We start from the raw sequence: 23,522 nt of genomic DNA on the forward strand, positions 1-23,522 counted from the left end.
GCCTGCTGCGAGCAAGAGCAAACCGGTCGCCTGCCCTGGCGGCTTCTCGTCGCCGAATACCGCAACCCCATCCGACAACGATCCCGGAGCTTCTGTCATCAAGCCGATATGTCTTCGTAAGGATGTCGCAAGGTGGCCTTGGTATACCTAGAGGAGCATAAAACGCGATCGTAGCATGCCCGCACCCGTTTACGGAACCCGCGATCGTCAAATCAGGCAGCTTCCAGAGCAAGGAGACCCATGGCTTCGCGAAACGATTCGAGTTGGATTCTTCAGGCATGCAAGAGCATGCTCGTCGTGCTGGGAATCCTCGTCGTCTGCATCGTGCTCTATTTCGGATCGCGAGGGTTCAACATGTTCCGCGAGGCGCTCGATCGAACGAGCCTCAGCGAGATGGCATCGTCCATACGCGAAGCCCCGGGCTATACGCCGCTTGAAGAGTTGCCGGAATGCTACCTCGACGCCGTTGTGGCGGTCGAAGACCACCGTTTTTACCGGCATCCCGGCGTCGACCTCATCGCCGCAACGCGAGCCCTCGCCCACAACGTCAAAGCAGGAGACATCGTAGAGGGAGGAAGCACGATAACCCAACAGCTCGCCAAAAACCAGTTTTTCACGCAAGAGCAAGACATGGAACGCAAGGTGGCTCGCGCGCCAGCGCCAGCAGCAAGTCGTCGGCGCCATGCTGAAACACGGCGCGATAACCGATTCGGAAGCGAGCGAGCTTGCCGCATGCGCCGCCTGAGCGTGCAGCTAACCGACGATCCCCTGCACACCGATCCCGATAAGACCAGGACCGGTATGCACGACGAGCACGGGGCTGATCTGCCCATCGTAGACGGCGCGGTGGTTCTGCACCTTCGTTTTCATCTCGGCGAGAACCTCCCGCGCCTCTTCGGCCGCATCTCCGTTGACGACGGCGATCGCGCATTCGGAAAATCCGGAGGCGAACTTCTCGGCGACGGAAAGCGCCTTTTTGATCGACTGCTTGCGTCCTCGCGCTTTCGAGACGGTATAGTACACGCCTTCCTCGTTGCAGCTGATGACGGGTCGCATGTCCAAGAGGCTGCCAACGGCGAAGGTGACAAGCCCGATGCGGCCGCCCTTATGGAGGTACTCGAGGGTATCGACGCAGAAGTACACTTTGGTGTTCTCGACCACCGTTGCCATGCGAGCCGCCATCTCGTTGAACGGAACGCCCTTCTCGATCAGCTGAGCGGCACGGATGGCGGAAAGTCCGGCCCCCATGCCGATGTTCTTGGTGTCGACGATGACAGTCTCGAGCTCGAGGTATTCCAACGCAGTCGAGCACAGCAGCTCGTACGTCGCCGAAAGGCCGCTCGAAATGGTTACGACCACCGCTTTTCGATACCCGTCCGCAGTAACGCGCTCGAAAACCTCCCTCGCGGACGCGGGGGTGGGAGTCGAGGTAGTCGGTATTTCTTCGGCAAAGCGATCGTAAACCTGCTGAGGCGTGATGGTGACCTTGTCGAGGTAGCTCCCGTCGCTGTAGTTGACCGTCAGGGGAACCACGTACATGCCGTACGATTCGATAAGCTCCTGGGGGACATCGGTGCACGAATCGACTATCAAAGCTATCTCGGTGTTTTTCATGACCCTACCTAAATGATTTTTGTTATTACACTATCTAGTATTAAAAACTAGATTACGGATTGAATAACTTGATGTCAAGCGATTCTCATAATTGACTGATGACGATTTGGTTGGTATGCTCTTCGCTTGCACGAAAGAAAAGGAAAGAACCCTATGGTATCGGTAGCACAGACGCAATACGCCGCTCGCCTCGAGCGTTTCGCCCTTCCCCGCTACGGCGAAATCCCCCGCATCGAACTGTACATGGATCAGCTGCTGGGGTACATTGAGGAAATGCTCGGCCCTCTCTACGCCAGGAACGAGAAGATCATCACGTCATCGATGGTGAACAACTATGTCAAGCAGGGAATACTCGCCGCCGCCCGATCGAAGAAGTACACGCGCGACCACATCGCCTACCTGATCGTCATCTGCACGCTCAAGCAAACGTTCTCCATTGCCGAAATAGAGCAGCTCATCGCTTCGCAAATCGCGAGCTTTGAAACCGCCGTGGCCTACGACTACTACTGCGACGCCTTCGAAGACGCCGTCCGCGCACTGTTCGGCGGCAAGGGAAGCCAGCCTTGCGGCCTTATGGGGTCGTCGGGCGCGGGCGATTTCGAAAGGGATCTCGTCAAGGCCTCGACAGCCGCCGTCGCATACACGCTCTACATCAAGGCGAGCCTGTTGGCCATGGATCTCGCCGAGGAGTCGAACACGTCGAACCCCTGATTCTCAAGGAGCAAGCACGCACAGCGCTTTGCGTGCGACCGCGATATCGTACTTCTCCGCGGGAACGGGTTCGCCATCGATTTGGGCTGGGGGCTGCCCGTCGAAACGAAGCGAAAGCGTTGCGGCCCGCCTGAACTCAAGCTGCTTGAATCCCGTATGATGAGCGTTTTTGGCAAGCAGGAACATGAACACGGCCTTCGGAATGCCCAGCGGCGGATGCGCGATGCAAAGGTCGAGCAGTCCGTCATCGGTTCGCGCATCGGGGCATATCCTGAAACCGCCTCCGTACGTCGGGCCGATCTGCACCGCGAACATCAACATCGCGCCGCAGAAGGGCTCGCCCCCATCGATGATCGCGGTAAATCGATGCTCTTTCAGCTGGTGGAGCAGCATATCGATGCCGCTCGCCAAGAACAGCTGCGTGCCCGTCTTGCCCGTGCGCTTCCTCCGCTCGACCGTATCGAGCGCTATGGCCGCATCGAGGCCGAACGAAAGGGTTTCAACGAAGAACTCGCCGTTGCATAGCCCGAGATCGAAAGGACGAGGGCTGGCAGAAGCGAGCTGCGCCAACGATTTTTCGAGGTCGAACGATAAACCGAGCGTTCGCGCATAATCGTTGCCCGACCCCATGGGCAGAACGCCGAGCGCCGGGCGCGCGCCCTCGTCGATGGACATGAGCCCGTTTGCCACCTCGTGGATCAAACCGTCGCCGCCGAGCGCAACAACGCTATCGTATCCGGTCGCCTGCCCGGCGATCCGCTTTCCGTGGAGCGGATACTCGGTCATCACGAGATCGAAGCACCCCTCGGGAAGGAGTCGGCGCAGTTCATCTCCCGCTCGTTGGGCAGCCGCGGCACCGTTGCCGTTCTGGGCAACGGGATTGGCGACGAGCAGCGTCTTGCCCAGGTGCGTCATGGGGATCCTCCTATCGCCGATGCTCGCATGCGCGGCCGCATCGAAACGCCAGACGGAAAACAGAAACGTTATCAGTATAAAGGTTTCCCGCCGTATCGGTACGGTCGCACTTCGCCAAACGGGGCAATCGGACATCGCGGTACGGCAACAACGCGAAATACGTTATGCGATTCTTTTCTGTCCCGTCGATGATCAGCCCGCCCGTACGGTAAAATACCATACGGTAGCAGTTCATTCCCTTTGCAGAAAAACGCTGTGCCGCAGCATGCTCGACGCATGACGGCATAGACGAGCGCGGCACAGGCAAAACAGACAACGATGGGAGCCATGACACGTGGAAGCATTGCAGATTGGATTACTGGTTCTCGCCGCCGTCCTTCTGTCTTCCGTTATCGACCAGGTTGTCCCCAAGGTTTCCTCGCCCCTCATCCAAATCGGCCTCGGCGTCATCATCGCACTCGTTTCAGAATCAGCCGAATCGACCATCAAGATCGATATCGATCCGAATCTGTTCATCGTGATCTTCATCGTTCCGCTCATCTACGACGAGTCGAAGCGAATCGACAAGGCATCGCTGTGGAAAAACAAACGACCCGTCATCTCGCTTGCCGTCGGGCTCGTCATCGTCGCGGCGATCGCCTCCGGATTCTTCATCAATTGGCTCCCCCCCTCCATTTCGCTTATGGCCGCGATCGCGCTCGGAGCCGCACTCGGCCCAACCGATGCGGTCGCCGTCGCCTCCCTTTCCAAAGACATCAACATCAAGAAGCAGCAGAAGAACGTGCTCGAAGCCGAGTCGCTCGTCAACGACGCCTCGGGCATCGTCTCGTTCCAGTTCGCCCTAGCCGCCGTGGTGGCCGGAACCGCCACGTTCTCGTTTCTCGACGCATCGGTGAGCTTCGTGTTCAGCTTCTTCGGCGGCATTCTCATCGGCATCGTCTTAGGATACCTCGCGAACTTCATTATCCGCAGGGTGCGCTCCCTCGGCCTTGAGAACACGACGTTTCACGTGCTCTTCGAGGTGTTCACCCCGTTCATCGTCTACCTCGTCGCGAACGGGCTCGGCACAAGCGGCATCCTCGCCGTTGTGGCGGCGGGTCTCATCGGCATCATACCCCCGCGTACGATGGACCCGCAGGTCTCCCGCCTTAACATCGTCTCGAACAGCGTCTGGAAGGTGCTCTCGTTTGCCCTGAACGGCGTCGTGTTCGTACTGCTCGGAGCACAGCTTCCGGGTCAGATGCGGGGCGGATGGGACAACGAGTTGATCTCCAATTGGGATTTCTTGGGATACATCCTGCTCATCACGTTAGCGCTCCACGTACTCCGCTTCGTCTGGCTCGTCGCCATGAACGTGTTCGAAGCGCGAAGGAGGCCCGCTCGGCAAACGCTTGGCAAGCTCAATATGAGAGACATGCTCGTCATGACGCTTTCAGGTGCACGCGGCGCCATCACGCTCTCGCTCGTCATGACGATCCCTGCGCAGATCGGCGATCTCGGAAATGCCTTCCCCCAGCGAAGCTCGATCATATTCATCGCTTCGGGCGTCATCATCTGCACACTGCTCATCGCCACGTTCATCGTGCCGCTCATCGCGCCGAAAGCCGATAAGGACAAAGGCACGGCGGTGCTCAACGAAGACGAATCGGAAGCCGTCATCGACATCTACCGCGCGGTCATCGAGGAGCTCACGGCCAAACAGACGCCCGAGAACAGGCGCGCCACCCAAAAGATCATCCGATCCTACAACGATCGCATCAACCGTCTGAAAGACACGAACGACATCGAAGTGGAACCCAACAAGGAGCTGCGCATCAAGGCGCTGCGCTGGGAGCAGGATTACACGCTCGAGCTCATCGATAAGGGCGAGATCGATCCCGTCATCGGCTACCAGCATCTCAACCACCTCGCCCATGTTCAAAACCTCATCAAACACCAGCACGAATACCGATGGGTTCGCCGCAATACGCTTCGCCGGTTCAGTCTGTTCTTCAAGGCGATCTGGCAGCGCATCACCCATGCCCTGCCCGGCAAAACCACCTCGCAGAACGCCGAGGAGCTGAGGAGCCTCCAGATTGCCACCGGAAACAACGCGGTTGCCAAGCTGCGCGAGGAGATGACGAGCCCCGACGCCCCCACCGAGGACGTGAGCGAACTCATTCTCGAGTACCAGCGTACGCTTGCCGCACTGCGCGCTTCCAGGCCGAGCGTCACCTCCATCGCAAAACGCATGTCCGATGCCGCCGTCGTCGAGCAGACGGGTCTGAAGCTCGAACTCGAGCAGATCCAGGCAATGTACGACGCAGACCGGTTGAGTCGTGCCGCTGCGAAACGGCTTCGCGAGAACGTCTACCTGATGCAGATCGACCTGGAGGAACGCATTTAATCAGCGGCCCACGGTTTCGCGTCTCGGCTTGCAGCACGGCCTCGCGTCAACGCCGCATGGGTTTTCGGTTCGCAACGGTTGGCCGTTTGAGGCGCGGCCGAGCATAAAGAAAGGACCCTCTCGGGTCCTTTCTCGGTTTTTTACTGCAGGGCGGATCGCCCGCATCGGCGAAGGCGGCTTGCTACATCTGCTCCGGCGCGGAAACTCCCAGCAAATCGAGCGACTTGGCAAGCACGATACGGGCACCGTTAACAAGGGAAAGGCGCGCCTTCTCGAGCTCCTTGTCCTCGCCGAGCACATGGCAGTTCGTATAGAACTGGTGGAACAAGGCCGCCAGATCCTGTGCGTAGTGCGTCAGGCGGAATGCGGCGCGATCGCGTGCGGCGTCGGCGACGAGCTCGCCGAACTCCGACATCTTGCGCATGAGCGCAAGTTCCGACTCGTGGGTCAGAAGCGTCAGATCGGCCTTCTCGGCGAACAGCTTGCCGATCAGTTCGTCCATGGACTTCGTACCCGCCACAACAGCCTCGGCGTCTCCAGCAGGCGCCGCCTTGCGCAGGATCGAGCAGATGCGCGCATGGGCGTACTGCACGTAGTAGACAGGGTTGGACGAGTCCTTCTTCTTGGCCACCTCGATGTCGAAGTCGATCGGCTGGTCCTGCGAGCGCGACAGCATGAGATAGCGCGTCGCGTCAACGCCGACCTCGTCGATGAGCTCGGCGAACGTGATCATCTCGCCGGTACGCTTCGACATGCGGACGGCCTCGCCGTCACGATAGAGGTTCACGAGCTGGCCGAGCATGACCTCAAGCGCACCCGGACGGCCCCATGCTGCAAGCATGGCCTCGCAGCGCTTCACGTAGCCGTGATGATCGGCACCCCAGATGTTGATAAGGTGGTCGAACCCGCGCGAAAGCTTGTCGTAATGGTAGGCCACATCGCTCATGAAGTAGGTGAACTCGCCGTTCTCCTTGATCATGACACGATCCTTCTCGTCGTCGAACGCCGTCGACTTGAACCACGTGGCACCGTCCTTCTCGTATACGTAGCCTTTCTCGTCCATCGCCTTGATGGAACGGGAAACCGGGCTCGTGCCGTCGGGACCCTCGACGTAGAGGCTGCGCTCGGAGAACCAGCAGTCGAAGTGGTTGCCGAAGCCCTCGAGGGTGTCCTTCATGAGCTGGAGCATCTGGTCGTAGGCGAACTCGCGGAACTCGACCGTGCGCGTTTCCTCGTCCGCTTCGACCCACTTGTCGCCGTCGCGGTCGATGATGCTCTGGGCGATGTCCTTGATGTAGCTTCCGCCATAGCCGTTCTCGATCATCGGGATGTCCTGCCCCAAAAGCTGCAGGTAGCGGCATGCCACCGATTTGCCGAACAGATCCATCTGCACGCCGGCGTCGTTGATGTAGAACTCCTCGTATACATCGTAGCCCGCATGGCGCATGACGCGAGCCGTAGCATCGCCGAGTGCGGCCCAGCGGCCGTGGCCGACATGCATCGGGCCGGTCGGGTTAGCGGATACGTATTCGAGGTTCACATAGCGCATGCCTTGCGGGATCTCGCCCTTGCCGTAGTTGTCCTTCTGCACAAGCACATCGGAGAGCACGCTTTGGTACGTCGCAGGCGCAAGGCGTATGTTGATGAAGCCGGGACCTGCGATCTCGACCGATTCGATCATGTCGTTCTCGGGAAGATGGTCGACGATGATCTGAGCGATTTCTCGGGGGTTCTTTTTAGCCTGCTTCGCGCAGCGCATAGCCACCGTAGAAGCCCAGTCGCCGTTGGATTCGTCGCGCGGACGCTCCAAAGCCGCCGAAGGCGCTTCTTCCAGTTCAAGAGCCCCTTTCGCCAAAGCGTCTTTCAGGGCATCGTTCACCACGAGTTCAAGTTGTTCGCGAATTTGCATGATGCTTCTTTCAATCGTTATCTGATACCGTACAGTTGTAGTTAATTTTACCATCTTTACGATCAGGAAAGTCCCATATTCATCTCGTCATATAAAGTACGCATGCACCTCCGATGTGCGCGCTGAAAGCCGAGCCAGGGCACTTGTGCAGGGGCTCAAACAAGCGCGGTCACCGCAGTGCGCCATTCCGCCCGAGCGGCTAAGACGTCCGCCGTTTGCGCGCGATGCCGCGTTGCCCTACCATGGATTCCGGTAAACCGTACGAGCGAAAGGCGCACCATGACCATCCGTTTCGAACTCGGCTGCAAACGCGACGCGTTTGCCGTCCGCACCGCCGTATTCATGGACGAGCAGGGATTCAAAAACGAATTCGAAGACCTCGACGAAGAGGCTTCCACGTTGCACGTGACGATGTACGTCGACGATGAGCTTGTCGGATGTGCGCGCACCTTCCCCGATGCCGAAAACCCCGGCCGCTACATCTTCGGACGCCTCGCCGTTCTGCCCGAGCACCGCAAGAGAGGCTACGGAGGCCTGCTGCTCGAGGAATCGGAGGCTCGCGCGCACATTGCCGGCGCACGCGAGATGCACCTGCACGCACAATGCTACATCACCCCGTTCTACGAAAGCTACGGATACGAATCCTACGGGGATGTCGAACTCGATGAGCACGTCGAGCACATCTGGATGAAGAAGGCGCTGTAGGCGGTCGCGCAAGTCCGAAAACGGGTTGCTATAAAAGCGGGAGGCCTTCGGCTCCCTCGCGGGATAAGAAGTCCTCTTTCGTGAAGCCTTCGGTCTCCTTGAAGAGGAAATCTATGAACGAGAGGATGGTATCGTTCTCTTTCGACTTCTTCCAGATGGGCCCGCAGCATAGGTCCATCCCGTCGTCGTCGACCGGAACGAACACGACGTTGCCGCTTCCGTACAGCTTGTGGTGGTCAAGCGACATCGCAACGTAGCCCGTTGCCACGATGGTGGCCATGAGCGCTCCGGAATCGACGATCTGATCGTCGGTACGCACTTCGATGCCGGCGTTTCGCAGCTTCACGCTCACCTGCGATAGCGTTGAGCGGGTGCGGTTGAACCGGGGGGACAAAACGATCTCGCCCTTGAGATCGGATAGGGTCACGCTCTCGCGTTCGGCCAAGCGATGCGTTTTGGGCACAGCAAGCTTGTAGCGATCTTCGTACAGGCATCGATACGCGTACTTCCCGCCCTGGATATCCTTGGTGAACAGAGTGAATCCGATATCGATGCGGTTTTCGCTCAACTTTGCCTGAACGTCGCCGATCTCCATGGTCTTGAAATGGAAGCCCACCTCGGGATGCTGCTCGCTGTAGCGCTTGCATACCAAGGGGAGAAACGACCCGTACGAACCCAGCAGATACCCGATCCTGATGACCGAGGAAACACCGTCGCGATATTGGAATATGCGGCTCAGGGCATGCTCGTAATCGGCCACGATCTTCTGGGCGTCCTCCAAAAACAGCGACCCCGCTTCGGTCAGCCGCACGGAATGGCGATCGCGCACGAATAGGCGGATGCCGAGCTCCTTTTCGAGCCCCGAAATATGATTGCTCAAAACCGACTGCGAAACGAAGAAGCTCTTCGCGGTTTCGGTAAAGTTCAAGTTCGATGTCAGCAGCAAGAATTCGTAGAGCGTATCGATTCGCATGGCCCTCCTATGTATTTCAGAGTTACGAATACGCCCATTGTACCCCATGAAAACGGGACGGGAAGCCAAGTCCCCGTCCCGCCAGAAAATCATCTGCGTACTGCGCTATCCGCTACGCCGCGCAACCGCAAGGCAGAAGATGCGAGGGCTCAGGTGAATAGCACGACCTTGCCCTTGCCGAGCTTATCGGATACCTCGTCGAGCGTGCCGACGTAGATGCACCCCGCCTGGCAGTGCTGCACGCAGCTCGGCACCTTGCCGGAGTCCTGGCGCTTCGCGCAGCGGTCGCAGCGGTCGGTCGGCACCGGCACGAAATCGTACTGCCATTTTCTCTCGGTAATCTGATCGGGACCCACCTGGGTCAGCTTAATGCCGTACTGGTCGGGAGCAAAACCATGCTCCTGCTGGCAGGCTATCTCGCAGGTATGGCAACCCGAGCAGTAATCGTAATCAACTACAAGCACTTGGTTCATAGCACTCACTCCTCGATTTTGCTGATGCTGCACAGCTGCGACTTGTACGACGCCCCAAGCCCTACTTTGCCGGGGCGCATCGGAACGAGCCGGTTGATGTTGGACTCCATCACGCCGAAGAGCGTTCCGTCCTCAGGCCCCCGCTCCGGGAACCACCAGGCATGGTCGGCCGACACCGTATCCTTGCGAATGCGCGTGGTGAGATGCGCTTTCTGCTTGCACGATCCGAAGTTGTTCTCGATGTGAACCCAGTCCCCCTCCGCAATACCGTATTTCGACGCCGTCTCGGGATGAATGCGAATCTCGGGATTGGGATGCAAACGGCGCATCGAGGGGCTCTGACGATGCTCGGAATGGAAGAATCCCCACGGCCGAGCACCGGTCGTCAACACAAGCGGGTACTTTTCGGCCAGATCGGGGCGGGATACCGGACTCTCGGGCGGCTCCTCGTAGGTCGCAAGCGGCGAAAGGCCGAAGTGCAGCATCTCGGGGCAGTAGAAGTTGTAGCGACCCGTCGAGGTAGCGAAGCCCACCGTGCCGTCGGGGCGCAGCATGCCCTTCTCGTTCTTACGGTACTCGAACTCGGGGTACGCCCAGGTGCGCTCGCGCAGCTCCTCGTAGCTATAGCCGGTATTTCTCAGCAGATAGTCGTAGAATCCCTGCTCATCGTCCCACTGCTTGTACTCGTCGGTGGTGAACCGGCTACCCGTCTCATAGATGATGCGCTGGTCGGACTTGCATTCTCCGAGCGGCTCGACGGCTTGCGCGATCGATCCGAGCGCGTAGGGCTGATGACCCGTGATGCCGATGCGCTCCGCGAAGCACGCAGCCGGCAGCAGCACATCGGCGCACGCGAGGGCGGTCGGAGTCAAAAACAGGTCGACCACCACGTTGAACTCCATCTTCTGGAGCGCGGGCAGAATGCGCTGCGGGGCGGCGCCCATGCAGGCGATCGCGTTGTTCTGCATCATGAACATGGCCTTGATGGGATACGGCTCGCCCGTCTCCATGGCGGTCAGGAGCATGTCGGGGCTGATGGCGGCCATCGCCTTGAGGGCGGGGTAATCGAAGTTCATGGTACGGCCCTGATCTTTGACCGGCTCGGAGCATTCGCGCCACACCTTGTCGCGCGGCATCCAGGTGACGCTCATATCCCACACGGGATTCGCCGCCACCATCGTACCCGGTTTTTCGAAGTTGCCGGTCAGCGCCATAAGGTCGAAGCACGCCATGCCGGTGATGAAGCCTTCGGACGTATGGTCCATGGCGACGCCCCACTGCAGGCAGCACGACTTCGCATTGCCGATCTTGCGAGCCGCCTCGACGATAAGGTCCTCGTCGACGCCGCAGATTTCGGCCGCCCATGCCGGCGTATTGCCCTTCACGTGCTCGGCGAATTCGTCGTATCCATAGCACCAATAGTCGATGAATTCCTGATCCTGCAGACCGTCGGCGATGATCTGGTTGCAGAGAGCGAGCGCGAGCGCGGCATCGGTGCCCGGCCGTACCTGCAAGAACACGTCGGCCTTTCCTGCAACCCAGGTGAGCATCGGATCCATAACGATGAGCTTGCTGCCGCGCTTCATGCTCTCCACGATCCAGTGGCCGAGCGTGCCGTCGGAATTTGCGACAACGGGATTGTTTCCCCAAATGAGAACGTATTCGGGCGCCTCCCAACGAGGATCGTCGTAGCGGTCGGGGAAGAACTGCGAGTAATCGCAGATGAAGAGACCGCCGGCTTTGAGCGCCGTCGAGAAAATACGGGGCGCGTAGCACGCCTGACCCGAAAGGAATCCCGTGCCGTAATTCGGCGTACCGAGGTACTGGGCCATAAGGGGCCCGTAGCCGTTGATGTCGCGGCCGGTGCCCTGGGTAACCCAGATTGCCTCGTTGCCGTACTTTTCGATGACGGCCTTCATCTCCCGCTCGATGATGTCGTACGCCTCGTCCCACGTGATGCGTGTAAACGCGTTCTTGCCGCGGTCTTCCTTGGCGCGCTTCATGGGGTACTTCAGACGGTCTTCGTGGTAGAGCATCTCCTTGAAGGCAAGGCACCGCGGACAGAGCCTTCCCTGGTTGTAGGGGTTCTCGGGATCGCCCTCGATCTTCTCGAGCACCCCGTCCTTGACGTACATGAGGACGCCGCAGTTATCGTGGCAACCGGGGCCCGACCTCGCGTTGGACCGAACGACGGTATAGCCGTCCTCCTGCCATGTCCATGCGCGCCCACTCGGGTCGTCTTGGGTTTCCCTCTTCGCGACCGGCGCCGGTTTCTCCCCTTGCGCCCTGGCGTCGAGCTGTTCGTGGCCTACTCGTTCTTCATCCATAACAACTCCTCACGTGATACGTATCGACCAACGTTACCTCGATTATACGTGGCTCTCGCAGCGGGTAGTTTTTCGAAAAACAGATGGGTCATCGACAAAACCGATCACACGTGGCGAAGGATGCGCACGAGAGGCCGTCGGCTCCCGTCAAGCCCGTCCAACGTCTTTCGGATCGGAAGCGCCGGCTCCCTCGGCGTAAAAAAGATCCCCCGCACTTGCGGGGGATCCCTCTCGTTTCGCGTAAACAGTGTGTTAAAGCACTATCACAAGATCAGCATTGCCGCCGTAAGGATAACCATGCAGACGACGCCGAGGATGATGAACAGCTTTGCACCGAACTTCAACCACGTGGAGTACTCCACCTTCGCGAGCGCAAGACCGCCCATGATGGCACCGCTCGTCGGAGTGAACAGGTTCACGAGACCGTTGCCGGCGCTGAAGATCATGATCATGACGTCAGGCGAGAACCCGAGGTTGTTCGCCAAGGGACCCATGATCGGCATGGACACCGTCGCCATGCCCGAAGAGGACGGGATGAGGAACGACAGCACCACGTAGAGCAAAAACGACAGCGGGGCAAATATGATCGCCGACATTCCCGCAAGGGCCGCAGCGGCGTTCTCGAGAATCCACATGTCCAGACCGGTTTCGCCCATAAGGACGGTGATCGAACGTGCGAGTGCGATGATGAGCACGACGCTCATCATATCGGCAGCGCCGTTGATGAAGGCCTTGACGAAGCGGCTTTCGGACAACCCGCCGACAACGCCGATGACGATCGCCATGATGAGGAACCACGTAGACGCCTCGTCGAAGTACCATCCGCCCAGCGGCACGCCCGTGAGGAACGAAGACCATCCGTCGGAAATCGCAACGTCTTCGGTAACCGTGCCTTCGACTCCTTCGGGAATTTCAAGCGCTCCGCCGACCTGCGCATCGTCCCACGAAGCGACGATCTCCTCGCCGGTAACGGGCGTTACAACCTCTTCGGAAGCCGCACCGGCATCGAACACGTTGATGTTGAAGTCGCCCCACGGAATGAAGCCGACGATCATGACGACGAACGTAAAGGCGAACACGATGAGAGCGGCCTTCTGACGGCCGGTCATGAGCTTGCGGCTGGGGTTCGCCTCGGCGTCCAAGGCTTCCTGCTGCGCCTCGCCGAACTCCTCCTTCATGGTCTCCTGCTCTTGCAAAGACATGATGGTCGAGCCTTTGTTCGCCTTGACCTTCTTCGCGTAGCGCATGACGAACACGATGGAGATGGCCAGCGTGACGAGCCAAAGAACGACACCGAGAAGGATGATCGTACCCTGGTTGATCGCGATGCCCGTACCGGAGAGCGAGTCGACCGCAGCGCCCACGGCGAACGGGTTGACCGTCGAACCGAGCACGCCGCAGCCAGCACCGAGCAGAACGGTTGCCGCGCCGACAACGCTGTCAAAGCCCGCGGCGACCATTGTCGCAGCCAGCAGCAGGTAGAACGGTACGGTTTCCTCGCACATGCCGTACGTCGTGCCGCCGATGGAGAAGATGAACATGAGAATGGGAATCAGAATGAGTTCGTTGCCCTTGAGCTTCTTGACCAGCGCGGCGATGCCCGCGTCAAGCGCTCCGGTTTCGGTGATGATTCCCAAGAATCCACCGAGGATCAAAACGAACAGGCAAACCGGCAATGCGTCGGTGAAGCCCTTAACCGGTGCGGTTGCCACGTTGGCGATCGTCGCACCTTCCACGCCCTCGACGCCCGCGAACGACATCACAACCGTGATGACGGCAAGCACGATAAGCATGATGAGCAGAATAGTAAACGAACTGATTGATCGCTTCTTCTTGCTCTTGTCTTTAACTTTCTCGGCCATAGCCCCTCCTTTTTAGTAGGGATCGTTGTTTACGGTGAACGAGAAATTGCAGGCGGACCGAGCCTAAGGCTCTCTACGGTCCAGGCTCCGTCCGCCCGGTAAAGCACCCCTTTGCTGCAAAACTACTTGGTGATGACGGTTCCCGTCTCGCCCTTGAGGCCCTTGGCGGCGCACTCGAGGGACGTGATGAGCGCGCGACCCTCGGGATGGGCCTCCACGAACTCGATGCAGGCCTCGACCTTCGGCAGCATCGAGCCGGGGGCGAACTGGCCCTCGGCGATGTACTTCCTCGCCTCGGCCACCGTCATGGAGTCGATCTCCTCCTGCTCGGGCGTGTTGAAGTTGATGGCCACCTTCTCGACCGCCGTGAGGATCACGAGCATGTCGGCGCGGAAGTCCGCGGCGAGCTTGGCGCTCGAGCGGTCCTTGTCGATGACCGCCGGCACGCCGCGGTAGGAGTCGTCCCGCTCGATCACGGGGACCCCGCCGCCGCCCGTGGACACGACGATGTAGCCGTCGTCCATGAGGTCCTTGATGGCGTCGAACTCGACGATGCGCTGGGGCTTCGGCGAGGGGACCACCTGGCGCCAGCCGCGCCCGGAGTCCTCCCTGTAGGTGTAGCCGGTCTCCTCGGCGCGCCTCTTGGCCTCCTCCTCGGTGAGGAAGGCGCCCACGGGCTTGGTGGGGTTGTCGAACGCCGGGTCCTCGGGGTAGACGACCGTCTGCGTGACGACGCAGGCCGTCGAGCGCATGATGCCGCGGCGCTTCATCTCGTTGAGGATCGCCTGGGAGAGCTGGTAGCCGATGTAGCCCTGGCTCATGGCGCCGCACTCGGGGAAGGGCATGGCGGGCGTCTTGCCGTCGTGGGTCGACGCGTAGTCGAACGCGTTGTTGATCATGCCGACCTGCGGGCCGTTGCCGTGGGAGACCACGACGTTGATGCCCTCGGCGACCATGTCCACGATGTGCTCCGCGGTGTTCTTCACGAGCTCGAGCTGCTCCTGCGGGGAGTCGCCCAGGGCGTTTCCGCCCAGCGCGATGACCACGGACTTGCCTTCGCCTTTCTGATAAGCCATAACGGTCTCCTTCCGCTTACGAAAGGGTCGCGTACATGACGGCCTTGATGGTGTGCATGCGGTTCTCGGCTTCGTCGAACACCTTGGACTGATGGGACTCGAAGACCGCGTCCTCGACTTCCATCTCCGTCACGCCGAACTTCTCGGCGATATCGGCACCGATGGTGGTCTTGGTGTCGTGGAACGAAGGCAGGCAGTGCATGAAGATGGCATCATCGGCGGCCATGCCCATGACCTCGGTGGTCACGCGATACGGCTCGAGGAGCTTGATGCGCTCGGCCCAAAGCTCGGCCGGCTCGCCCATGGAAACCCAGATGTCGGTGTAGATGACATGGGCGCCCGTGCAGGCTTCCTTGACATCCTCGGTCAGCGTGATGGTGGCGCCGGTCTCGGCGGCAACCTGCTTGCACTGCTCGACCAGTTCGGCCTTCGGCATGCGCTCCTTCGGACCGCAGGCGACGAAGTGCAGGCCGAGCTTGGCGCACACGACCATGAGCGAATTCGCCACGTTGTTCTCGGCGTCGCCCATGAATACGAACTTGAGTCCCTTGATGCCCATGGGGAAATTCTCTTCCACGGTGAGCATGTCGGCGATCATCTGGGTGGGATGGAACTCGGTGGTAAGGCCGTTCCACACCGGCACGCCGGCGTTGGCAGCGAGATCCTCGACGATCGACTGATCGTAGCCGCGGTACTCGATGCCGTCGTACATGCGGCCGAGCACGCGGGCGGTATCCTCGATGGACTCCTTCTTGCCCATCTGGGAGCTGCCGGGATCGAGATAGGTGACGCCCATGCCGAGGTCCATGCCTGCGACCTCGAACGAGCAGCGGGTACGGGTAGAGGTTTTCTCGAAGAGAAGAACGATGTTCTTGCCTTCGAGATAACGATGGGGGGTGCCCGTCAATTTCAGGTTCTTAAACTCTTTGGACAGCTTGATGAGGTAGCGGATCTCGTCGGGCGTGAAATCCAGCAGCTTCAAAAAGTTACGTCCGCTCAAACTAGTAGGCATTGCTCATTCCTTTCGATAGCGCATATACATTTGTCTTGAAACAGGCGGTGCCAAGTTATATCCGCCTCGCCTCGATCGGCCCCCGCCGCAAGGCTGGGGGCCGACAGGGTGTAAACCAGATGAGGAGCTAGTCCTCGCGCCAGATGGGCATGCTCATGCAGCGCGGGCCGCCACGGCCTCGCGAAAGCTCGGCGGAGGGCATCTCCAAAACGTTGAGGCCCTTCTCCTTGAGCACGGCATTGGTGACGTCGTTGCGCTCGTAGACCACGATGGTACCGGGAGCGATGCAGAGCGTGTTCGAGCCGTCGTTCCACTGCTCGCGCTCGGCAGCGATACGGTCGCCGCCTCCGCAGGGAATGAGCTCGACGGGGTTGCCGATGTACGCTTCGAGAATCTCTTCCAGCGTGTCGTGCATCTCCTTGACTTTGATGCCGCCGTTATCGTCGGGGGTGATCTCGAACACGGTCAGCGGCCCGAGGATGCCCGGATGAACGGTGAACTTGTCGTAGTCGATCTGGGTGAAGACCGTATCGAGATGCATGAACGCACGGGAGTTCGGAATATTGAAGGCCAGGATCGTCTTGATCGGAGAATCCGACTCGAAGATGTTCTTGGCGATGGCGTCGATCGCATCGGGCTCGGTGCGCTGGGAGATACCGATAGCGAGAACCTTGTCGTTGATGTTGAGGATATCGCCGCCTTCGATGTGGAAGGTGTTGTAGCGGCTGTAGTACTCGGGAGTTCCTTCGAAATCCGGATGGTACTTGAAGATGTACTCGCCGTAGATGGTCTCGCGGTTACGCGTGACCGAGTACATCCTGTTGATGCTGACGCCGTTGCCGATCATGGCGAACGGGTCGCGGGTGAAGTAGAGGTTCGGCATGGGAGCGACGACCATCTTGGACGCTTCGCTCACCAGGTCGACGAGGGAGTTGCTCTTGTCGGTGTGAAGCTCGGTGAGGTTGATGCCCTCCATCGTCTTCATAACCAGTTCTTTGCTGTCCTTGTAGTTATCGTTGAGGTAATCGAAGATGATCTTCTGGTACCGATCGGTGCGGATGCCAGCCTCCTCGATGAACTGCTTCAGGAACTGTTCACGCAACTCGGGCTTCTGGTCGAGCACTTCCGCCATAAGATCTTCGAGATACACGACTTCTACGCCGTTGTCGCGAAGAATCTGGGCGAACGCGTCGTGCTCTTCCTGGGCGACCTTCAAAAACGGAATGTCGTCGAACAGAAGCTCTTCGAGCGTGTTTGGTGTGAGGTTCAGCAACTCTTTACCCGGTCGGTGAAGCAAGACTTTTTTCAAAGGCTTGATTTCACTTTTGACGTTTACACCAGCCATGGCAACCCTCCTTTTCTTTTATGCATTCTTTACGTTTCTTACTTTCGGTTTTGCTTCATATTTTGAGCACAACCGCATGACACGGCCAAAATCTCATGCGGGAAAAGAAAAAGCAACAGGTAGTACCGAACTGAAATAAAGGATTGGCGAACGGTAGTTTTTAAGCGGTAAACGGTTATTGACAAAACGTTTTCTTTTCAGATTCTTGCCTTGTTTTGCTCCATCGCAGTAAAGCGAAATAGTGGTAAGAAACCAACCCGAGTCCCTCCTCCCGTGTGAAAGGGACTTCGACGCTCAAGCTCTTTATGAATACGAGTGCATAAAGAATGCCAAAGATGCAAAATGATTTTCACCTTCTCGGAGCATGCGCAATCCAAGGCGCTTCCGTACACGTGCGAAACCGCCTCGACCGCCGTGCGGCGCATGCGTGCCGCCAACGAAAAACCACTCTGGCTCACTGCGGGAAGCGAGGAGGAAAGACAATGCTGACTTATTTGTTTGTCCTTGTCATTACCCTGTTTTACCATCATTCACCTATTCGGAACCACCCACGGTAAGCCGCAGAATGAAAAAGCGGGTCGACCGTGAAGTCGACCCGCTGCATTAACGTGGTGCGCCCGGCAGGATTCGAACCTGCGACCTTCGGATTAGAAGTCCACTGCTCTATCCAGCTGAGCTACGAGCGCATTGCGGCACTGGCGTGCGTAGGTATTATACCGCAACTTTTCCCGCGGCGTCCGATGAAGCCGAAGCGAGGGGCGTAGAATCTTTTGGAGTCGTTGACGCTCCGTCGTGTAACCTAGGAGGCAATCGTTAGGAAAAAATTTTATATTTTATCATACTTTTTTTTGATATTCTAGTCATTGAAGACATATCGTAAGTTCCCGCAAATCAGTCCGAATAGCGCCAAAACGCACGTTTTCTTCCACGTTCCAAGTAAAGAATGCATACATTGCCGCATCTATGCCATCTCATGCATATCCGAACATTTAAATATGCTGAAACGAAAATAGTCCATGCTCGGTGCAGCAAGCGTACCAAGTGCTGCGCGGCATCCGCGGAAAGCGAGCCTGGGCGCCTTGCTCGGGATACATGCGCACCAGCACGATGCGCTCATCGGTCGCGCATGCGACGAATGCGATATGATGGCCCTTTTCCATCGGATGGTCGAGTTGCACATAGTATTCATCTTCGATTTCCTCGACAGACAGCACATGCTCTCCCGCTGCAGATTGGACCTCGAGGGACTCGAGCAAGCGACCGCAGCACGATAGTTCGGCATCCGACGTGCTCGTCAGGATATTGCCGCACGAGGCACAGCGATAAAGTTTGATTCGCTTCATATTTCCTCCGTCGGTATCGTTTTGATTGAGGTCACCCGATAGAATGCTCTGCATATCCGCACCGAGAACGGCCGATAGGCCCCTGAGTAGCGACACATCGGGAAGCCCACAGCCCCGCTCCCACTTCGACACCGCGCGATCGCTCACATGCAACGCGTCGGCTACCTGCTTTTGCGTCATGTTTCGCTCTCTGCGAAGCCGTCGAATCAGGATTCCCGTTTTCTCGTTGTTCATCGTATGCACCTCCGGAAGGCATGCTATAGTCCGCCCAACGTTCGCGCAACAAACGCTCCGTTGGGTTCGAGTATCCGCGAATACCCCCCGTAAGGAAAGCAACCGATCGGCAACAAGAGACTCCGCATCCCCCCGTTACCTCATCTCTTTAGTAAGATAAAGTGAATTGTCCCGTTTCTGCGGTTGGCATGCAAGGATGGAACGAAGGGAGCGCCTGTGTCGTATTTGAAAGACCATACACTTTACTATAAGAAAACCTGCCCGTTCTGCCAGAAAGTACTCCGCTTTATGGATGAGAAGGGCATCACGCTCGATATGCGCGACACCACTCAGCCCGGCATTCAAAACGATCTGGTGTGCGTCGGCGGCAAGAAGCAAGTCCCCTGCCTCGTTGTCGGCGGCAAGGCGATGTACGAGTCGGACGACATCATCGCCTATCTGGCAACACAGGTCGGCTGATCGGACGGCAAGAGCCGAGATCGATCCGAGAGGTGTTGCAAAATCGAAGCCCGCACAATGCGGGCTTTCCTTTTCGCCGTCGAATCCAAACCCCCGCAACTCTGCAGCGCAGTCATGAACCGACGCCCAGAAAAGCAAAAAGGCCAGAGCTTTGTAGCTCTGGCCTGCGCTCTCAATGGAGCGGGTGACGGGAATCGAACCCGCGTTATCAGCTTGGAAGGCTGGAGTTCTACCATTGAACCACACCCGCATATTGCACGGGTTCCATCGAACCCATCAAGCAACCTTATGCATGATACACGAAACGAAACGCATTGAAAAGTGGTCTTTTGCCGACACCAACCGCGGGCGGGCGCTGCCTACGCGTCTTTTTTGGATACGAGCAGCAGGATGCCGGCAACGAGGTTGACGAATATCAGCGTGCAGACGCCGAACGCCGCCGTGTTGGCCTTGGTGCCCTTGTAGATTCCCCAACAATGCACGCTCATCGGTATCATCCATGCGAGCGGGATAATCGCCCAACCCAGCGATACCGTAGACAGAATGCAGAAAACGAACGCGACCATCCTCAACGTCTGGTCGTTGCTATCCATGGCGGGCTGGACTACGGATCCCTGGTAATACCCCTGCCCGTACCCGTACTGTCCGCCGGGCTGAGCGCCGTACGAACCCGGCTGGGCAGCGGTCGGTTGACTGGGCTGCACGGTAGTGCAGTCGTCGGTCCACTGCGCACCGTTCCAAAACCTCATTTTCGAGGGGTCTCCCGACGGATCGGGATACCACCCTGCTTCGTTGCCTGCCATGCTGTCCTCCCTATTCACTTGCTCGATTGAAACACTCGCCATTATACCGCCTGAAAAGAGCATGCGGTTTGGTCGGGACGAAAAAGCCTCAACGAGAGCACGGAACAGGAGGAAGCCAGCGCCGCATTTGTACGAAATAGCGGTTTTCTTGGGTTCTCTTTGCGTTGCCGACACAAAGAGCTTGCCGTATCGCTATACTACACGAACGCTAGAGGCCATCCACATGATCCATCTTCCCAATGATTCATGTAGTGTAAGACTCTTCCCTTGCAAATAAGGTTATCTCTTTGTTTGACGGGTGGATGGTATTTTGCTGCGCGCAGAAACGACGACGCTGCGGATCGCACCCGCGATACCTGCGTTCGCCGCACACAGCCCGCAACTAACCGCAGTACGTCGAATGAGGAGACATGATCAATAACCAGAACCGCCCTGCGGCATTCAGCGATATGCCGCTTACCCCGCACGTCATCAGAGCGATCGACGAGATCGGCTATACCAAGCCCACGAATATCCAGGCAAGCGCCATCCCCTTGCTTCTCGAGGGACGCGATCTGATCGGACGCAGCTGCACCGGATCGGGCAAAACGGGTGCTTTCGCCATTCCCGCAATCGAAGGCGTCGACGGTTCCTCGCACCACGCGCAGGTACTCGTACTATCACCCACCCGCGAGCTCGCCATGCAGATATACGTCGAAATGAAAAAGTTTTCGAAGTACAAAGAAGGCGTGTCGCTCGCTGTCGTGTACGGCGGATCCGCCATGAACGATCAGATCAAGCAGCTGCGCCACGCGAACATCGTTATCGGCACACCGGGACGCCTCATGGATCACATGCGCCGCAAGACCCTTAAGCTGGATCGGATCCAAACCGTCGTTTTGGACGAAGCGGACGAGATGCTCAACATGGGTTTCATCGACGATATCGAGACCATCTTGACCGCAACGCCCGACGAACGCCAAACGGTACTGTTCTCGGCAACCATGTCGGCTCCGTTGCTGAAGATCTCAAACACCTTCCTCACCGATCCGCTGACCGTCGAAACGCTCGCCGGCAAGGAAAACCAAGCCGATATCGAGCAGACGTACTACCGCGTTGCACAGGCTAAGAAAAAAGACGTCCTCAGCCTTCTCATGCACGCGAACGGGCAACGGTCCGTCGTGTTCTGCAACACGAAGTCGATGGTCGACGAATTGGCCGAGATGCTTCGCAAGCAGGGCTTCAAGGCATCCGGGCTCCACGGCGACATGACGCAGGCCGCCCGCAGCCAGGTAATGCAGGGTTTTCGCAGCGGACGAGTGCATGCGCTCATCGCGACCGACGTGGCCGCACGCGGCATCGACGTTGACGATATCGACGTGGTCGTCAACTACGACCTGCCGCAGAGCTTCGAATACTACGTGCACCGCATCGGGCGCACCGGCCGCGCAGGAAGACGAGGCATATCCCAAACGCTCGTATGCAGCGGGAAGCAGCAGGCAACGCTGCGTGCTCTCATGAAGTACACGGGGCACACCATCGAAGAGCGGAACCTCCCAACCAGCAACGAGATCATGGACAAGGCCATAGCGCGCGCAGCCCAGGAAATCATCGGGGGGCAGGCGGCAGGACGCCACCCGGGGAAAGCAGCGCGCAAGCTCGTTGACAGCCTTCTTGAAAACGATTTGTTCGAAGGTTCCGAAAGAAACGTTGCCGTCGCCTTAGCCGAGATGCTGATGGGCGGAGACGAGCAATTCGATCGGCTGAAAGACATCGAGTCTTCCGCGCGAAAGCCCATGCAGAAAAAGCCGGGCAAAAAGGCAGACGGGAACGCCAAGAGAAAACGTTCGGGAGCTCCCGCCGACCATAAGAGCGGCGGCTTCAAGAGCCGAGGCAAGAGGAATACCGCGAGCAAGGATGCCCGGGGCGACGGGCGCGCCCAAAAAGCCCGCAACGATCGGCGGCAGGGCGATTCGAACAAGAAGAAGGCGCGCAGCAGGGCCTACGAGGCCGTCTAACAGCAAAGCGAATCGACACCGCGCAAGCCGATCATGAACAAAAAAAGGAAGGGGGGCGTGGCGCGCCCCCCCCTTACAACAACCCCGAAGTCAACGGCACGACGCGTGAACCAGATTACGAGAAAGCTAAAGAAGCCCAGCCGACTCGCAAAGCTCAAGCCTCCTACCGTACGGAATTGCATTCTGGTTGCCGATCCAGCAAATCGACGACACTTCCCCCTTATGGCGGCTAAGCGCATCGGTCGTCGCTGCGCCCTCGGCGAACAGCAACACACTGTTTCCCACCCACTGCGCAGCAGCAAGGCCATCCGCGAATCCATTGCCCGTAACGATTACGGGTTGAGTCCATGTTTGCCCAAAACGCTCCGCCACCGAAACGGCGGTAGCAAAACGATCCGAACCAGCGATACGATCGGTTTCGCCCTCGAACTTCGGAACAGTATTTCCCACGCCTATCGCATATTCGAACTTCGAAACTAGGTAGTCGAAGTTGCTATGCGCCTCATAGAAAACGATGGGGATGCTGCGATTATACGAAACCCACGCACAGGCAACACCATCCGCATACGAATCGCCCGGAACCACGAAACAGGTACCGCCGATATCGATCCCCTTTACTTTCTCCCATATTTCAAGGTTATAGCGATTCGTATCGAATCGATTGTCACTACCGAGATAGATGCCACCCGCACCGTCCGCAAGGTAAAATCCGTCTCCTCCATATCGTATGGCGGCACCGAGCTTGCCTGCAACCCACATGCCCGTAAGGAGGTCGGCATAGCCCTCTCCGGAAGTCCGCATGGTTCCATTGGCCGAATCCTTTTTACGAACGATCGCCTCAGCGGTTTCAATGCGATTTACGCCTGCTATCTCCTCTCCGGGACCGCTCCAACCAACCGTTCCACTTAGCAATTCGTTAGCTTTATCGATAAGATATTCATAATCAAGCGTCGCAGGACAGCTCGTCGCACTGTACCATTTATGAAGCATTACGTTTTGTCCAAGCGTGTAGCGATCCCACCCGTAGCGCCTTGCTATATCGACCATGAGCTCCGTGCTCCGATCAAGCGTCTTGCGGTTCGGAGGACTCGCGGTGGTGCCCACATGCTCTATGCTGATAGTCTCACGGTTACCCAACCAGTCGCCGACCGCCCAAGCGGTATCGGACTCGCTTACGTATTGATGGATCGACGTTTCGTCCACACAGTAGTGAGCCGAAGCTTCGCGAGCGCCCGCGAAGGTTGCATCGACGCTCGCCATCGTGGAGGATTCGGATATGTGGGGAACGACCGCCTTAACCGCATATCCGCTTCGACCGGAACTACGCTTCCCACCGCTTATCCATGTTATATCAGACATTCCGCACCTGATTCTTTAC

General features: G+C 58.2%; 18 protein-coding genes, 2 tRNA genes and 1 pseudogene. 6 read left to right on the forward strand and 15 right to left on the reverse strand.

Annotated features, from left to right (window positions below; genetic code table 11):
• Positions 1-393: 393 nt before the first annotated feature.
• A pseudogene (locus MWL89_RS09545) lies at positions 394-642 on the forward strand (biosynthetic peptidoglycan transglycosylase); the annotation flags it as partial.
• A gap of 111 nt (positions 643-753) precedes the next feature.
• On the opposite strand, the gene MWL89_RS09550 reads toward MWL89_RS09545, so the two are convergent.
• Entirely contained in the window at positions 754-1,614 is an 861-nt protein-coding gene (locus tag MWL89_RS09550) for a DegV family protein (RefSeq protein WP_244385853.1), read from the reverse strand.
• 153 nt (positions 1,615-1,767) lie between these two features.
• On the opposite strand from MWL89_RS09550, the gene MWL89_RS09555 reads away from it, so the two are divergent.
• Positions 1,768-2,325, forward strand: a complete 558-nt coding sequence (locus MWL89_RS09555) for a DUF1836 domain-containing protein (RefSeq protein WP_102377901.1) — start codon at positions 1,768-1,770, stop codon at positions 2,323-2,325.
• Positions 2,326-2,328: 3 nt separating this feature from the next.
• On the opposite strand, the gene MWL89_RS09560 is transcribed toward MWL89_RS09555, so the two are convergent.
• Complete coding sequence (locus MWL89_RS09560; RefSeq protein ID WP_244385854.1) at positions 2,329-3,240, reverse strand: diacylglycerol/lipid kinase family protein; 912 nt, start codon at positions 3,238-3,240, stop codon at positions 2,329-2,331.
• 334 nt (positions 3,241-3,574) lie between these two features.
• Between MWL89_RS09560 and MWL89_RS09565 the strand changes: the two genes are divergently transcribed.
• Positions 3,575-5,626 (forward strand): cation:proton antiporter, encoded by a 2,052-nt coding sequence (locus MWL89_RS09565; protein WP_244385855.1) that lies wholly within the window; start codon positions 3,575-3,577, stop codon positions 5,624-5,626.
• Between the two features lie 181 nt (positions 5,627-5,807).
• Here MWL89_RS09565 and argS read toward each other — a convergent pair whose 3' ends face one another.
• Positions 5,808-7,535, reverse strand: coding sequence for an arginine--tRNA ligase (gene argS / locus MWL89_RS09570; protein WP_244385856.1), 1,728 nt, complete (start codon positions 7,533-7,535; stop codon positions 5,808-5,810).
• Between the two features lie 279 nt (positions 7,536-7,814).
• Between argS and MWL89_RS09575 the strand changes: the two genes are divergently transcribed.
• Complete coding sequence (locus tag MWL89_RS09575) at positions 7,815-8,240, forward strand: GNAT family N-acetyltransferase (protein ID WP_102377896.1); 426 nt, start codon at positions 7,815-7,817, stop codon at positions 8,238-8,240.
• A gap of 28 nt (positions 8,241-8,268) precedes the next feature.
• Here MWL89_RS09575 and MWL89_RS09580 read toward each other — a convergent pair whose 3' ends face one another.
• The 9 genes from MWL89_RS09580 to MWL89_RS09620 form a co-directional block, all read right to left on the reverse strand.
• Positions 8,269-9,213 (reverse strand): LysR family transcriptional regulator, encoded by a 945-nt coding sequence (locus MWL89_RS09580; RefSeq protein WP_180995011.1) that lies wholly within the window; start codon positions 9,211-9,213, stop codon positions 8,269-8,271.
• A 149-nt stretch (positions 9,214-9,362) separates the two neighbouring features.
• Positions 9,363-9,686 carry a 4Fe-4S dicluster domain-containing protein gene (locus MWL89_RS09585; protein ID WP_102377894.1) on the reverse strand — a complete coding sequence of 108 codons (324 nt, stop codon included), beginning with the start codon at positions 9,684-9,686 and terminating at the stop codon, positions 9,363-9,365.
• Between the two features lie 5 nt (positions 9,687-9,691).
• Positions 9,692-12,013 (reverse strand): molybdopterin-containing oxidoreductase family protein, encoded by a 2,322-nt coding sequence (locus tag MWL89_RS09590; protein WP_102377893.1) that lies wholly within the window; start codon positions 12,011-12,013, stop codon positions 9,692-9,694.
• 263 nt (positions 12,014-12,276) lie between these two features.
• Entirely contained in the window at positions 12,277-13,875 is a 1,599-nt protein-coding gene (locus MWL89_RS09595) for a YfcC family protein (RefSeq protein WP_244385857.1), read from the reverse strand.
• Between the two features lie 122 nt (positions 13,876-13,997).
• Positions 13,998-14,951, reverse strand: coding sequence for a carbamate kinase (gene arcC / locus MWL89_RS09600; protein WP_102377891.1), 954 nt, complete (start codon positions 14,949-14,951; stop codon positions 13,998-14,000).
• A gap of 16 nt (positions 14,952-14,967) precedes the next feature.
• Positions 14,968-15,963 (reverse strand): ornithine carbamoyltransferase, encoded by a 996-nt coding sequence (argF, locus tag MWL89_RS09605; protein ID WP_244385858.1) that lies wholly within the window; start codon positions 15,961-15,963, stop codon positions 14,968-14,970.
• Positions 15,964-16,090: 127 nt separating this feature from the next.
• Positions 16,091-17,308 carry an arginine deiminase gene (arcA, locus tag MWL89_RS09610; protein ID WP_102377889.1) on the reverse strand — a complete coding sequence of 406 codons (1,218 nt, stop codon included), beginning with the start codon at positions 17,306-17,308 and terminating at the stop codon, positions 16,091-16,093.
• A 609-nt stretch (positions 17,309-17,917) separates the two neighbouring features.
• Positions 17,918-17,994 (reverse strand) — tRNA-Arg (locus MWL89_RS09615).
• 303 nt (positions 17,995-18,297) lie between these two features.
• A complete protein-coding gene (locus MWL89_RS09620) occupies positions 18,298-18,885 on the reverse strand; it encodes a helix-turn-helix domain-containing protein (protein ID WP_279611913.1) in 588 nt (195 codons plus the stop codon).
• Positions 18,886-19,101: 216 nt separating this feature from the next.
• Between MWL89_RS09620 and MWL89_RS09625 the strand changes: the two genes are divergently transcribed.
• The gene (locus MWL89_RS09625) at positions 19,102-19,344 is read left to right on the forward strand and encodes a glutaredoxin family protein (RefSeq protein ID WP_244385860.1); all 243 of its coding nucleotides are present in this window, start codon (positions 19,102-19,104) and stop codon (positions 19,342-19,344) included.
• Positions 19,345-19,520: 176 nt separating this feature from the next.
• Here MWL89_RS09625 and MWL89_RS09630 read toward each other — a convergent pair.
• A tRNA-Gly gene (locus MWL89_RS09630) sits at positions 19,521-19,594 on the reverse strand.
• A gap of 109 nt (positions 19,595-19,703) precedes the next feature.
• Complete coding sequence (locus tag MWL89_RS09635) at positions 19,704-20,147, reverse strand: DUF2510 domain-containing protein (protein WP_244385861.1); 444 nt, start codon at positions 20,145-20,147, stop codon at positions 19,704-19,706.
• Between the two features lie 410 nt (positions 20,148-20,557).
• Here MWL89_RS09635 and MWL89_RS09640 point away from each other — a divergent pair, with 410 nt between their 5' ends.
• Positions 20,558-22,144, forward strand: a complete 1,587-nt coding sequence (locus tag MWL89_RS09640) for a DEAD/DEAH box helicase (RefSeq protein ID WP_102377885.1) — start codon at positions 20,558-20,560, stop codon at positions 22,142-22,144.
• Between the two features lie 126 nt (positions 22,145-22,270).
• Here the strand turns inward: MWL89_RS09640 and MWL89_RS09645 are convergent, their stop codons facing one another.
• Complete coding sequence (locus tag MWL89_RS09645) at positions 22,271-23,503, reverse strand: cell wall-binding repeat-containing protein (RefSeq protein WP_279611914.1); 1,233 nt, start codon at positions 23,501-23,503, stop codon at positions 22,271-22,273.
• Positions 23,504-23,522: the final 19 nt, after the last annotated feature.

It is taken from the genome of Raoultibacter timonensis (assembly GCF_022845715.1).
GTDB classification, from domain to species: Bacteria; Actinomycetota; Coriobacteriia; order Coriobacteriales; family Eggerthellaceae; genus Raoultibacter; species Raoultibacter timonensis.